Genomic DNA, 14,375 nt, shown 5'->3' with positions numbered 1-14,375 from the left:
CCTCCTTGCAATCAAAACTAGTACAGTAAAAAATATGATAGTTTTACTAGTTTGAATCCGTATATAATTTTATACAAAAATTACTTTCCTTTTACTTGCGCTAGTACAGATTTAAACGTATTAATAACTGTATCTACCTCTTCATAACTAATTGTAAGAGATGGTTCGATACGAATTGTTTTTGAGTTAATTAACGTTCCAGCAACGAGAATACCTTGATCAAACATTGCCTTTGACACTTCGTAACCAATCTCGTCTTTATGGAATTCAATACCAATCATTAAACCTTGACCACGAATTTCAAAGATTTTATCCTCGTGCCCTTCTGCTGCTTGTTTCAATCCATTTAAGAAATACGCCCCAACTTCAGCAGCACGTTCTGGTAATTTCTCTTCCAATAATACATGGATTGTTGCAATTGCAGCCGCACATGCCAGCGGATTCCCTCCAAATGTTGTTGTATGCATAAATGGATTTTCAAACCAACTTTGGAATACTTTTTCTTTCGCAACGATAGCTCCTGCTGGCATGACGCCTCCACCAAATGCCTTCGCCAGACAAATAATATCCGGCACAACATCATATAATTCCGCTGCAAACATTTTCCCTGTACGTCCCATTCCAGTTTGTACTTCATCGAAAATAAGGAGTGATCCAAACTCATCACAAAGCTCTCGTACTTGTTTCAAATAATTTTCTGGAGGTAAAATAATACCGCCCTCTCCTTGAATTGGTTCTAAAATAACTGCTGCAACATCTTCTCCCACTAATGCGCATGTCTCAAATGTTTTTCTCATCATATCAATATCGCCAAATGGGACATGACGGAAACCCGGAATTAATGGCAAAAATGGCTTGCGGAACATTCCTTTTGCCGTCCCAGATAAAGCACCAAGGCTCTTACCATGGAAAGCACGAGTTGTAGAAATGAAAGTTGTTCGTTCACTATACATTTTTGCTAGTTTTAATGCTGCCTCTACACTTTCAGTTCCACTATTTGTGAAGAAGGCATATTTCAAATCACCAGGTGTAATATCCGCTAAAATCTTTGCAAGAATCGCTCGAAGTGGATCTAGTAAATCTTGACTGTGTAATGCTTGACGCTTTAGTTGATCTGTCACAGCTTTTACTACTTTCGGATTACGGTGACCAACATTGTAAATTCCGAATCCACCTAAACAGTCAATATATTTTTTACCATTAATATCCATAAAACAAGATCCTTCATCAGACCATTCTACTGCCGCAAATTGTCCATCCTTTGTTACTGTTTTTCTATATGCTAGAAAACCAGGATTCACATGCTCTCTAAATCCATCTACTGTTTCTTTTTGAATCCAGTTTGCTTCTTCTTCAGAAACTTTTTCTTTTTCAATTAACTGTAGTACTTTCGTAATATACTCATTTACATTTGAACCTTTTACATCTTGTTCATTCAATTTATTTTCCACGTTCGTTCCCATTTATTTCACTCCTATATTCTTTTTATTTGCAAACCAACCAATAGGTTCTACTTCTAGATTTATATTAATCTGCTTAATTTCTTGAAATTCCTCTAAACCAAACGTTCCTAGACTACGACCTATACCACTTTGCTTATATCCACCCCAAGGTGCCTCATTGTATGTTGGATGATAGCTGTTAATCCACGTAATTCCTGCGCGAAGCTTGCGAATTACACGCATTGCTTTCGCACCATCAACTGTAAATACCCCTCCAGCTAAGCCATAATCTGTACCATTTGCTAACTCAATTGCTTCCTGTTCATTTTTAAACTTTTGAATTACTACAACAGGACCGAAAATTTCTTCCTGTACAATGCGCATATCGGGTTTTACATTGACAAAGACCGTTGGTTCAATAAAGAAACCTTCACTTTTTCCACCAGTCAGTATTCGCTTACCTCCACAAGCGATGTCTGCGCCTTCGTCTTTCCCAATTTCAATGTAGCGTAATACTTTTTTCATATGTTCTTGACTTACAAGTGGTCCCATTTCTGATTCAGGATTATCACCAGGCCCAACGTTAATTTGCTGCGCTCGCTCCACAAAACTATTAATAAATTTATCGTAAACGCTTTCTTCAACAAGGATTCTCGATCCTGCTGAACATACTTGTCCGCTACCTGCATAAATACCAAATAGTGCATAATCAATAGCTGTTTCAAAATCTGCATCTGCAAAAATAATATTCGGTGATTTGCCTCCAAGTTCTAGGGAAATCTTTTTCATATTATCTGCTGCCGTTCTCATAATGTGCTTACCTGTTTTTGTTCCACCTGTAAAGGAAATCATATCCACCTTACTACTCGCTGCAATTTCATTTCCTACTATTGGGCCGGCCCCCATTACCATATTAGCAACACCTTTTGGTAGCCCTACTTTTTCAAGGATTTCAAATAGCTTTGTCGCAGTAATTGGTGTCACTTCAGAAGGTTTAAACACAATTGTATTTCCAGCTGCTAAAGCAGGTGCAATTTTCCATACACTCATCAATAGCGGATAATTCCATGGAACAATTAATCCACAAACACCAACTGGCTCTCTTACAACCATTGCTTGCATTGGATCGGCTACATGATATGTTTGCCCATCTGGCTTTGTAATCAATCCAGCATAATAGCGAAAACAAGCCGCTGCATCTCCAATATCTCCTTCTGCCTCACGGTATGTTTTTCCATTATCCATTGTTTCAAGATACACTAACTCTTCCATATTTTTATCAATTTCATCTGCTATTTTAAATAAATATGACGCCCTTTCAGCAGTGGATGTTTCTGACCAAATTCCACTATCGAAAGTCGCTCTTGCCACTTCGATCGCGTATTTTGTATCCTCAATTGTTCCCTCAGGTGCATATGCTATACCCTTGCCATTCGCAGGGTTAATTATTGTTCTTTTTTCTTGATTACTAGACTCTCTCCATTCACCGTTTACATACATTTTTAAATCTAGCACTATATTGAATCCTCCTTTATTGATCGTTTATATATTTATAAGCAAGTTTCATGCCAACATTTAAAACACAAAGGAATCCTATAAAAACTAACTATATTCTTACGTGTAATAAAAAAGAAATATGCGTTGTTGCATACACTATTCCATTTTGCATAAAACAAAACGTATATCAGTACCATTACCATCTTTCATTTTGCTGAAATGTGAGATGATAGTACTTGCCACCCACGAATAGTGGAAAACTCGCTAAACTAACAAAAAAGGAGAGGTCTATGTGACCTTCTCCTTTTTTAGGAATACGAGATTATATCAGTTGGCATTCCTTTTTCACTGACAATCCTTTGATATTTTCGACTCACTGAAGATTGGCTAATGCCAAGAGCTTTTGCTGCCTTAGTCGTTGTTTTATACTGCTTCATTGCAAGTAAAATCAATTGTTCTTCTACAGAATGTAGTGCTTCTTGTAACGGTAATACTCTCGTAATAACTGGTTTTGATTTTTTAAAGTCATAACCGGGGGTTAAAAACTTACTAACAAACTCAGCTTCAATTACTGGATCGTCTGCTGATACTACTAAACGTTCAATCATATTTTGTAATTCACGTACATTTCCTGGCCATGAATAAAACTCTAGTAAGTTAAGTGCATCCGGAGTTAAATGATAGTTTTTATTATATTTTTCATTTAACTGTTGTAAAAAATGAAAAGCGAGTACTGGGACATCTTCCATTCGTTCTCGTAGAGGAGGCACTTGCAATGGAATTACATTTAAGCGATAAAATAAATCTTCACGGAACGTTCCTGCCTCTACCATCTTTTCCAGACTTTTATTTGTAGCGGCAATAATTTGTACATTTATTTTCGTAGGTATTGTACTTCCAATAGGAATTACTTCTTGTTCCTGCAGGACCCTAAGCAATTTCACCTGCAAATGTAGAGGCATTTCTCCAATTTCATCTAAAAATAAAATACCTTGATCAGCTCGCTTGAAATATCCTTCTTTTCCATTTTTATCTGCTCCTGTAAAAGCACCTTTCGTATAACCAAATAGTTCACTTTCTAACAAAGTTTCTGGAATTGCACCACAATTTAATTTTAAAAATGGCTTTGCAGATCGCTTTCCAAGTTGATGAATTGCTTGAGCAATTACTTCCTTCCCGACGCCCGATTCTCCGGAAATAAGAACATTGGAAGAGAAATCTGCTATTTTTTTAGCTTGGTTTATAATATGCTCCATTTTCGGACTACAGTAAATAAGTTTCTTAAGAAAACGATCTTTATTTTTAAAATCATCTAATTCCTTCTTATATTGCTCTGATATTCTCTTTATTTCATGTAATTCCGTCTTTAATCTCGTAGCTTCTGTAATATCTCTTGAAGCAATAATAATACGATGAAGCTCTCCGTTTTCATCAAATACAGGATTTCCAACTGCCAATATTTTTCTTCCACTTTTTGTTTCTTGTACAACTGATACCTTTTTTTGTTGCTCCAATACTAATCGCGTAACAGATGGACTAAATAACCCTTTCTGTTCTAAGTCTAAAAGGTTTTTACCTAAAAGATCCTTCAAATTACTCCCCCAAAAATCATTAATAACGGTTTCACTGTAACGAATTAATTCCCCTTTATGATTAACAACTAATATTTCATCATAAATACTAGACAAAATTGCATGCAAATCTTTGTTTAAATCCTTTATATATTCAATTTCCATTGCCATGTCCTCAACCATCGGCAAATCTTGTACGATAATAACCATTCCTTCAATATTTCCATCAAAGTTTGGAATGGGACTATAGTCAACTAATACACCCATCTCATTTGTGATTTGTAATTGATTCAAAATTGTCTTTCCCGTTGCAAATACGTTATTAATATGTCCTTCGTTAAAAATTTGTTCTGCTGGTACATTCATTACTCTTTCAGGTGTAGATTTAATCATCTTCAAACCGGATTCATTGCAATTTACAATTTTCTTTTCACGATCCACTACAAAAATCCCCATTGGAATAGACGTTAAAATAATTTTTAATATATCAACACTCTGATTTTCTTGTTTAAATAGTTCTGCAAAAACATCTTCTCTTCTTATATATCCTATTAACTCATCCATTTCATTTTTCACTATCGCAATCGGCGCTCCAATAATTTGAAACAGAGCTGTTAAAGAAATATTTTTACTAAGATAACATATTGTATCTAGCGAAACTGCATTTGCAAGCAATGCCTTGAAATGTAAGTCCTTACTGTTTGATAGCAGATCCTTGACATGAACGTATGCAAATAATTTCTCTCCCCTTTTTAAAAATAGAAAAGGTTCTTTTATATTTTCAACGTCTATATTCCATTCCTTTTCGGATTGATCGATAGGTAGAGAAACAATAGGTCTAATTTTATTACGAGCAATGGAAAACATTCTGCTATTCCTCCTTTGGGCTACTTAATTTGTATTGTATCATTAAATGCAGATTTTTTTAATTAATCTGAAAACAAAACATTCTTTCCTTTACTTAATAAAAAAAGGAAGATGAGCACCTCCATCTTCCTCATTGTTCTATCATTAATCACTACCACTAACGAAAAGGTCTTCTTGAATATAAGCTAATACCATACCTGGAATTACTTTATCTCCTGCCTCTACTTCTAAAGAGTGAACTTCTCCGCTACATCCCATCTTAATTACTTCCAGTTTACCATTCATATCTTTAATCGAAAATAATGGCTCCCATTCATAAACTCGAGAATCCTTAACAATAGAAACTTTTTCAATTGTTCCATAGCATGGACTCGTAATAATATCATAGTACATAATCAATCATCCCCTTCTTTTATTCTATTAATATTGCTCTTCTAACCTTTGTGACTGAAGAATCATATAAAAAAAGCTTTGAAACTCTTCTATGTCTTCAATCTCAATTCCTAACCTCGGTGCCCAATATTGTTCCTCTACAATATCTTCTTGACTTAATAAAATCATTCTCCCATTTTGAATAGAGGTAACCATTGCTTTTCCAAGAAACTGTTGTGAATACGTAACAGCTATATCGTAACGATGACTTTTCGACAAAACACAATAATAACCGATTGGTTGTCTCTCCACTTCTTCTAATAAAATATCCAGTTTCATTTGAGCCCTCCTTTAGGTTAAAAATGCAACCAACCTCTTAGGCGCGATGCTTCTACAATCTTACGAACTCCTTCAATATAAGCAGCAATTTTCATATTTACTCCAAAGTGTTTTGAAGTGTCAAGTACGTTAGAAAAACTAGATGTAATTTTCTCCTTTAAACATTGATCAACATATTGCTCTGTCCAATAATATCCTTGATTATTTTGACACCATTCAAAATAAGAAACAATAACACCACCCGAGTTTGCTAAAATATCTGGAACAACCAAAACTCCCTTTTCTTCTAACATCGTTATCGCCTCTTTTGTTGTTGGACCATTTGCAGCCTCAATGATAATCTTACATCCAAGCTTTCCTGCATTATGTTTCGTAATGACTCCCCCAATTGCCGCTGGAATGAGTACATCACATTCTTTTTCTAACAACTCCTGATTAGAAATTATTTTACTAAAGAGATTCGATACTACACCGAAAGAATCTCTGTTTTCTAATAAATAAGGAACATCTAAACCGTCTGGATTATAAATTCCTCCTATAGCATCTGATACCCCAACTACTTTCACACCAATATCATATAAATATTTCGCCAAATACCCTCCAACATTCCCAAATCCTTGAATAATAACTCTCATATTTTGTAGTGGAATTTGTTTTAACTCACTTACTAACTGAAGCGTATACAATACACCTTTAGAAGTTGCTGTTTCCCGTCCTTGTGATCCTCCTAGCATTAATGGCTTCCCGGTTATAAAGCCTGGAGAGTCAAACTCCCTAATATGGTCATATTCATCTAGCATCCAAGCCATAATTTGCGCATTTGTGTACATATCAGGAGCCGGAATATCTTTCGTCGGTCCCACAATTTGACTTACTGCCCTTACATACCCACGACTCAATGACTCTAATTCTCTAAAACTCATCTCCTGTGGATTACAAATAATCCCGCCCTTTGCGCCTCCATATGGCAGTCCTGTCACTCCACATTTCAAGCTCATCCAGCCAGCAAGTGCTTTTACTTCTTCTGCCGTAACATCTGGATGGAATCTAATACCACCTTTCGTTGGCCCAGCTGCGTCATTATGCTGAGCACGATACCCTTGAAATACCTTTGTTGTTCCATCATCCATACGAACAGGAATACTTACTTCTAAAAAACGCATTGGTTTTTTCAGAAATTCAAATACTTCGTCTGGATAATGTAAAAAATGAAGCGCCTCTTTTAATATAGCTTGAAATTCCTCTAAAGGATTTTCAACCTCACCTGTATGTTTTTCTGACTGAATCGGCACGATAACACCTCGCTTTTTATTTTTACTAATTATACAAAGCAATAATCGTGCCAAGTGAAAATGCTACGGTAATCATATTGTGTCACCCTCCTACTTATGATGCTTTGAATGACTTATGCAATACTGCATGATTATTAAATATAAAAAGCAAAAGACATCGGGATTTATCCGATGTCTTTTGCTTTTTACATTTCCTGCACTTCTTCAAAATGCATTTGCGGAGGAGCTAAGCGGAACATATTTGTAATATATAAAAGATATCCCATTCCAATAGCAGCCCAGCAAATACCGAGAATAAGTGAATGAACATTGAGATTAAACCATAGTACTGCTACAGTACCAGCACCTAAAATAGGCATCACTAAAAAATTTAAACAGTCTTTTATCGTTTTATATCTTTTTTTCTTAATTACATAGTAGGAAATTACAGATAAATTAACAAATGTAAATGCAATAAGCGCTCCAAAATTAATAAGTGATGCTGCCGTTTCTAAATCAATGAATATCGCAGAGAGTGAAATAACTCCTACAATAATAATGTTATATACTGGCGTTCGCCAACGAGGATGAATGTATCCGAATATTTTTTTCGGAATGACATTATCTCGACCCATTACGTACAATAATCTAGACACACTTGTATGAGAAGCTAAACCAGACGCGAGTGTCCCCATAAGCGTTCCTACTAAAAAGAAAGCTTGAAATAGTTTTCCACCAACATATAGCGCAATTTCTGGAGACGCTGATTCTTTATCTTTAAATACAGATGTATCTGGAAAGAAAGATTGTGTAAAATACGTAGTTGTAATGAATAAAACTCCACCGATTAAAGCAGTAAGAAAAATAGCCCGAGGTATTGTCTTCCTCGCGTTTGGTGTCTCTTCCGAAAATGTAGTTACTGCATCAAAACCTAAAAATGAAAAACAAAGAATTGTTGCACCTGCAACTAACGGTGATATTTGTATATCTGATTGAAAAAACGGCTGAATGGAAAAAACTTCTCCTGTTCCCTCTCCCGCTAATAAACCTTTTATAACTAGAAAAACAAACACGGCCATTACTAACACTTGAAATATTACTAAAAACGTATTGAAGTTAGCAGTAACATTTACGCTAATAACATTTATAAGTGTAATCAGTAGAATAAAACCAATGACCCATATCCAATTAGGAACACTTGGAAAAAATGCTGACAAATAAATTCTCGTTAATAGTGCGTTCACCATCGGCAGAAACAAATAATCCAATAATGCGGACCATCCAACAAGAAACCCAAGTCTTGTACTAATTGTTTTCTGTGTATACGTATAAGCTGATCCTGCGGTAGGAAAAACCTTTACCATTTTGCCGTAGCTTGCAGCGGTAAACAACATCCCTGCTAATGCAATCAAATAAGCTCCTGGAACATGCCCACCTGTTTTTTCCGAAACGATTCCAAACGTATCAAATCCAACCATCGGTGTCATATACCCGACCCCTAGCATAACAATTGACCAAAGCCCTAACGAACGTTTTAAACCAACTACTTTTCCCACCTATCATTCCCCCTACTTTCTCTATCTCATTTTCATTTGAAAATCGACAGCGAAAAGGAAACGCTTTCAAATAGCTGTATACATCACACCAACTATTACAGTTCCCTTTTGTTTTTAAATATCATGCAATTTTCGAGCCAAAATGTATGTAATTAAAAAATTCAATTCGAAAGAAAACATATAGGTGGAATGAGGCCTCACTTCTTCTCATTTTTTATTCATTTTGACATAAGTTATTCAATCTCTCATACTGCTAAATATAAAAAATAAAACTTTAATTCGTGTTTTTTATTTTCACTCCCTTACAAATTTGGTTTTTATGAGATAGGAATATTTCCATGAAATAATAACATTATGTAAACTATCCATAGAAAAAAGCTGTCTTTTCTATAAAGACAGCTTTTTCTATGACACGATATTAAAAATTGAATGCGAAGTCATCGTCAGATAACTTTTCAACGTTCGTTGCTTTTACGTAACCATTTCCTTTTACAGAGAAGAAATCATGGTTTTTCGTATCTGTACGTAGACCATTTAAAACGATTGGGTTAATTTCTTCTTCTTCAAACTTCGGCTCAAGTCCTAAATTCATAAGTCCTTTATTCGCATTGTAGCGAACGAAACGATTTACATCATCTACAAGACCGATAGAAGTGTAAATTTCTTCTGTGTATGCCATTTCAATTTCATATAGTTCCATTAATAACTCTTGCGTTTCTTTTTGCACTTCTTGTTGATCTTCTGCAGAAAGCTCTGCGAAAAGTTGTTGTGCTAAAATACCGACGAATACGCCGTGAATGGACTCATCACGAATGATTAGGTTAATAATTTCACCACTTGCCGTCAATTTACCTTGACCTGCTAAGTAAAGTGGATAGAAGAATCCACTATAGAATAAGTAACTTTCTAAGAACACACTTGCTACCATTGCCATGTATAACTCTTTTTTCGTTACTTGAGGCTTTAATAAACGACGATAGTAACGAGTAATAATACCAGCCTTTTTCTCAAGTAATGGATGATTGTCTACCCATTCAAAAATATCATCAATTTCTTCTTCCGTAGCTAACGTTGTAAAAATATGACTGTAACTCTTCGCATGTACTTCTTCCATAGCTCCCATGAAAGCTAATACACTTTTTGCTTGTAAATTTTCAAGATGAACAAGTACAAGTGGCATCCCTTCGCCACCTTGTTTCGTATCTAAAAGTGTTAAACCACCTAATACACGCTTATAAGCAATTTGCTCTTCTTTTGATAATTGTGCCCAAGTATTTTTGTCAGAAGACACCGCGATTTCTTCTTCTGTCCAAAACTGAGCGATGTTTTGCTTCCAAAACATTAAACTAAAATCATCTTCCTTTTTGTTCCAGTTTACCGCACGCATTCAATCGCCCCTTCTCTAAATAAACATGAAAAATTGATAACTAAGCATGAGCAGGGTTCAGAAAACCCTGCTCATAATGTCTCACTTTTTTATATTAAACGGTACAAGCTACGCATTCTTCCACGCTTAATTTACGTGTTCTCGTATAATACAGACTCTTTAAGCCTTTTTTATGTGCATAGATGTAGTAACGTGCTAACTCACGTGTTGAAATATCACTATTGACGTAAAGAATTGTACTAATTCCTTGGTCAATATGCTCTTGAATTTCTGCAATTAAATCAATTAATTTAAACTGATTCATATCGTAAGAAGATTTATAGTACCAGAACGTATCTTTTGATAAATACGGCATTGGATAATACGTTGTCGCATTCGCATACGTTCTTGATTCGATTTGACTTACGATCGGCATTACGCTTGAAGTTGCATTTTGAACGTAACTGATAGATTGTGTTGGAGCGATAGCAAGACGGTATGAATTATATAATCCATTCTTCTGCACTTGCTCTTTTAAACTTGTCCAATCTTCTTTTGTTGGAATATGAATTCCTTCAAATAGTTGCTGAACTTTTTCAGTTACTGGGCTGTAATCTGTCGTTTCATACTTCTCAAAGTATGTGCCGTTCGCATAATCAGACTTATCGAAGTCTTTAAATGTTTCGCCTTTTTCTTTAGCGATTTCCATACTTTTCTCAATAGAGTAGTAATTTAACATCATAAAGAATGTACGTGCGAACTCTTTCGCTTCTGCACTTTCATAACCGATTTTATTTTTTGCTAAATATCCATGTAAGTTCATTGCTCCAAGTCCAACTGAATGAAGCTCATCATTTGCTTTTTTCACAGTTGGTGCATTCGGAATGATTGTCATATCAGAAACAGCTGTTAAAGCTTCCATTCCTGCATGAACTGCTTCACGAATTTCTTTATTTTCCATTACATTTACGATATTTAGTGATCCTAAGTTACAGTTAATATCGCGGCGGATAATGTCATCTGTACCGTAATCATTTATTTCAGAAGTTTCTTGTAGCTGGAAGATTTCTGTCTCGAATGTTCAACCGAGTTCGCTACTCCTCAGTCCGTTGCTCATGCAACTGCTGTATGTCACCATACAGGACAGACTATATCATCACCTACAGCATTACCTGATTAGGTGCTCCGCTTTTCGAACGCCAATCGCTTGCGCTCTACTCCCATAAGGGATAGTCGTTAGGCTTTTACTTATCTTAATCTTTCAGAAAGTCTCTTATTACTTTATGTTGTCTGATCACTCTGCTATACAAAATAATAAGATACATTCTGAACTTTTCTATGCTCATTCTAAGATAAGATTTAGCACGGTAGGTTACCTCAAACTTGAGGCTTTCCCCGTTTAACGGAGTTTTCGACTAGCATTTCTACTAGAAGGTGCTACATATTTAACACAAGTTCGACATCTTCACAGTTCCAATATCCTTCAGTGGATGCTGGTTATTTGCATTTGATTTAAACATTAAGTATGGGTAACCAGACTCAAGCTGAATCATTGCGATTTTAATAAGCATATCACGTGCACTAATATCTAGCGGCTTCTTCTTCACTTTCGGATTGCTCATTAATTCATCGTACATTTCATCAATATCAATATCATCTAAATGCTTGCCATATTCTTTAAACACCGTATAAGGCGCGAAAACATGGAAAGGTTCGTTTTTCTCAGCAAGCTCAAAGAACTTACTTGGAACGATAATTCCGATTGATAGAGACTGAATACGGCTCTTCTCGTCGGCATTTATTTTCTTTGTATCAAGGAATTCGATAATATCCCAATGGAAGATGTTTAAGTATACTGCACCAGCACCTTTTCGTTGGCCAAGTTGATTCGCATATGAAAACGAATCTTCAAGCAATTTCATAACAGGTACTACACCACTTGCAGCGTTATCAATCCCTTTAATTTGCTCACCACGCGCACGTAGCTTAGATAAGTTTAAAGCTACTCCCCCGCCAATTTTTGATAATTGCATTGCAGTATTAATGTTAAAGCCGATTGAATTTAAGCTATCGTCCATCTCTAACAAGAAACAAGACACCATTTCTCCTCTTCTGCTTCTTCCCGCATTTAAAAAGGTTGGTGTCGCTGGTTGGTAGTTTTGTTTTACAATCATGCTTGCGAATTGTTTTGCCTTCGCAACATCACCGCGTCCTAAGTATAATGACACAATTGCTACACGATCTTCATAGCTTTCTAAGTATTGTTTTTGATCATTCGTTTTTAACGCATAATCCTTGTAGAACTTAGATGCTGCCATATAAGATTGGAATTCGAAGTTTTCACCATAAGCGATGTTATATACTCCTTCTACTTCCTCCAAGCTATACTCGTCCAGAACATTGTAATAGTAATCATGTTCTTTCATATACTCCATTCGCTCTGCCACGCTATTAAAAGGAACGGTATTCTCTCTAGCTTCTTCCATAAAGACTTCTAATGCCTCTTTATCTTTATGAAGCTGATAAAAACCGTCCTGCATTTGCGTGATTTCATTATTCAGTTCAATGTGTCGCAATCTCCCGCACCCTTTCCTTAAAATATTCTACATCGTTATTTGTTCCTGATAACTCAAATTTTGATACAATAGGCACTTCATATTTAGCAGAAATTTTGTCAGCACTTGCACCGAACATGTCTCCCCAGTTACGATTGCCGCTTGCAGATACGCCTTTTAATTTGTCATTATTGCGCTCTAAAAATTCTAAAACACGTTCTGGTACATTGCCAAAACCTGTTGTATACGTAATAAGAATAAAGTCTTCATCTATTACTAGATCTTCACCAATTTGAACGGCCGGCATATTTAATTTGTGAATGAAACGCTTCACGTTTCCTGTCATAGAATCATATGCAACTAACATTTCCGACCCTCCCTCTCCAATCTATACTCTTTGTATGTCATTTCTTGATTTCTCTATATATTGTATTACGTTTCAAAATAAGACACAAGATATATGTATAAATTCTTTCTTTTTTTAACTTTTACTTTTCGACAAGACCGCCGATTTTTTTCAATACAATGACTATGAAACAACATTCTAAAACTCATGTCAATAAAGTGCTTTTCAAAAAAGTTGTCAACGAATTTAACCTCATTTTAAAAAAAGTTAACAATATATTTTGTCATAAAACGGCAAATGCTGGAGGAATATATTTCTCCAGCATCACGCAAAAAAGAACAGACATGAAACGATAATCTGTTCTAACAAACGATTACATTTATCAATTTTACTTTATTAAATATTATACATATACTTTCGTTGCTCGTTACATACTAAAAGATAACTATTATAGAAAAAGATTATTATTATGGCGTTTCAATTTATTTATGAAAAGTTTATTCAGAGTGCTCAATACGCAAAATATCTTTTACAAATATGTGATGCGGATTCTCATCTTTATCAAGCATTGTACATACAGGAGCTTCTTCATCAAAGTATACGATCATTCCTTCTATGTACTCATATGTCTGTTGAACTTGTACAGTTACTTTAATTTCTGCCGCTTGCTCATACGCCCTTTTTATTTTCTGAAGCATTTTTGTTGAACATTTTCGTTTCTCTGGATACATAACCATTCCCATACATCTATTTCCGGCTCTATCTTTCCACATATAATCCCAATGCGGTAAAATGCCTTGTTTAAAATCGCCCATAATTCTCCTCCCCTTTATCTTCTATTTATGAACGTGGCGTTTTTGAATATGTATAAATTACCTGTCCGCCGCGTTGTGCATTCCCAATAATATGTTTAAAATCTTCTCGACTTACTACAACTTTCCTAAACGTATAAAATACATCTTTCGTTGCAACATACTCCTTTATCTCACCATTTTTCAGCTGATCCAAAATTGTATTTGCTAATTGTTCATCCATGTATTTCACCTCTATGCAATATTTTATTTTATCGTATCTTTTATAGGTCAACAACTGTAAATTTTTCCTGTTGCTATGCCTTCATTTCACTTTCATTATTTTACAAGCAGTATTGCTTTATTATATGTCCACTAAATATCATATACTAACATAGCTAC

General features: G+C 35.3%; 12 protein-coding genes and 1 pseudogene. All 13 read right to left on the bottom strand.

The features are described from left to right. Positions 1–80: 80 nt before the first annotated feature. The 13 genes and pseudogenes from MHB70_RS05885 to MHB70_RS05825 all read right to left on the bottom strand — a co-directional run bounded on the left by MHB70_RS05885 (position 81) and on the right by MHB70_RS05825 (position 14,217). The gene (locus tag MHB70_RS05885; protein WP_000537092.1) at positions 81–1,463 is read right to left on the bottom strand and encodes a putrescine aminotransferase; all 1,383 of its coding nucleotides are present in this window, start codon (positions 1,461–1,463) and stop codon (positions 81–83) included. Continuing rightward, positions 1,464–2,957 carry an aldehyde dehydrogenase family protein gene (locus MHB70_RS05880; protein WP_061530710.1) on the bottom strand — a complete coding sequence of 498 codons (1,494 nt, stop codon included), beginning with the start codon at positions 2,955–2,957 and terminating at the stop codon, positions 1,464–1,466. A gap of 290 nt (positions 2,958–3,247) precedes the next feature. Then, on the bottom strand, positions 3,248–5,377 hold the full coding sequence (locus MHB70_RS05875) for a sigma 54-interacting transcriptional regulator (RefSeq protein WP_061530711.1): 2,130 nt from the start codon (positions 5,375–5,377) through the stop codon (positions 3,248–3,250). A gap of 144 nt (positions 5,378–5,521) precedes the next feature. Then, complete coding sequence (locus MHB70_RS05870) at positions 5,522–5,770, bottom strand: hypothetical protein (RefSeq protein WP_000291046.1); 249 nt, start codon at positions 5,768–5,770, stop codon at positions 5,522–5,524. 27 nt (positions 5,771–5,797) lie between these two features. Further along, entirely contained in the window at positions 5,798–6,088 is a 291-nt protein-coding gene (locus tag MHB70_RS05865) for an SAV0927 family protein (RefSeq protein WP_000762558.1), read from the bottom strand. A 17-nt stretch (positions 6,089–6,105) separates the two neighbouring features. Continuing rightward, on the bottom strand, positions 6,106–7,380 hold the full coding sequence (locus tag MHB70_RS05860; protein ID WP_002106094.1) for a Glu/Leu/Phe/Val family dehydrogenase: 1,275 nt from the start codon (positions 7,378–7,380) through the stop codon (positions 6,106–6,108). A 185-nt stretch (positions 7,381–7,565) separates the two neighbouring features. Continuing rightward, positions 7,566–8,915, bottom strand: coding sequence for an APC family permease (locus tag MHB70_RS05855; protein WP_000521249.1), 1,350 nt, complete (start codon positions 8,913–8,915; stop codon positions 7,566–7,568). Positions 8,916–9,333: 418 nt separating this feature from the next. Next, the gene (gene nrdF, locus MHB70_RS05850) at positions 9,334–10,302 is read right to left on the bottom strand and encodes a class 1b ribonucleoside-diphosphate reductase subunit beta (RefSeq protein ID WP_001203010.1); all 969 of its coding nucleotides are present in this window, start codon (positions 10,300–10,302) and stop codon (positions 9,334–9,336) included. A gap of 94 nt (positions 10,303–10,396) precedes the next feature. After that, entirely contained in the window at positions 10,397–11,347 is a 951-nt protein-coding gene (locus MHB70_RS05845; protein ID WP_073990709.1) for a ribonucleotide reductase, read from the bottom strand. A gap of 382 nt (positions 11,348–11,729) precedes the next feature. Then, positions 11,730–12,857 (bottom strand): annotated as a pseudogene (locus tag MHB70_RS05840) (ribonucleotide reductase N-terminal alpha domain-containing protein); the annotation flags it as partial. Beyond that, positions 12,844–13,203 (bottom strand): class Ib ribonucleoside-diphosphate reductase assembly flavoprotein NrdI, encoded by a 360-nt coding sequence (nrdI, locus tag MHB70_RS05835; protein WP_000959449.1) that lies wholly within the window; start codon positions 13,201–13,203, stop codon positions 12,844–12,846. The pseudogene MHB70_RS05840 and the gene nrdI, both read right to left, overlap by 14 nt. A 476-nt stretch (positions 13,204–13,679) precedes the next feature. After that, positions 13,680–13,997, bottom strand: a complete 318-nt coding sequence (locus MHB70_RS05830; RefSeq protein WP_000502192.1) for a hypothetical protein — start codon at positions 13,995–13,997, stop codon at positions 13,680–13,682. A gap of 25 nt (positions 13,998–14,022) precedes the next feature. Then, on the bottom strand, positions 14,023–14,217 hold the full coding sequence (locus MHB70_RS05825) for a hypothetical protein (protein WP_000344285.1): 195 nt from the start codon (positions 14,215–14,217) through the stop codon (positions 14,023–14,025). Positions 14,218–14,375 lie beyond the last annotated feature (158 nt).

It is taken from the genome of Bacillus sp. FSL M7-1020 (genome assembly GCF_038050415.1).
GTDB lineage: Bacteria > Bacillota > Bacilli > Bacillales > Bacillaceae_G > Bacillus_A > Bacillus_A toyonensis.
The sequence above is the reverse complement of the archived record's forward strand: the minus strand, read 5'-3'. Positions and strand labels throughout refer to the sequence as shown.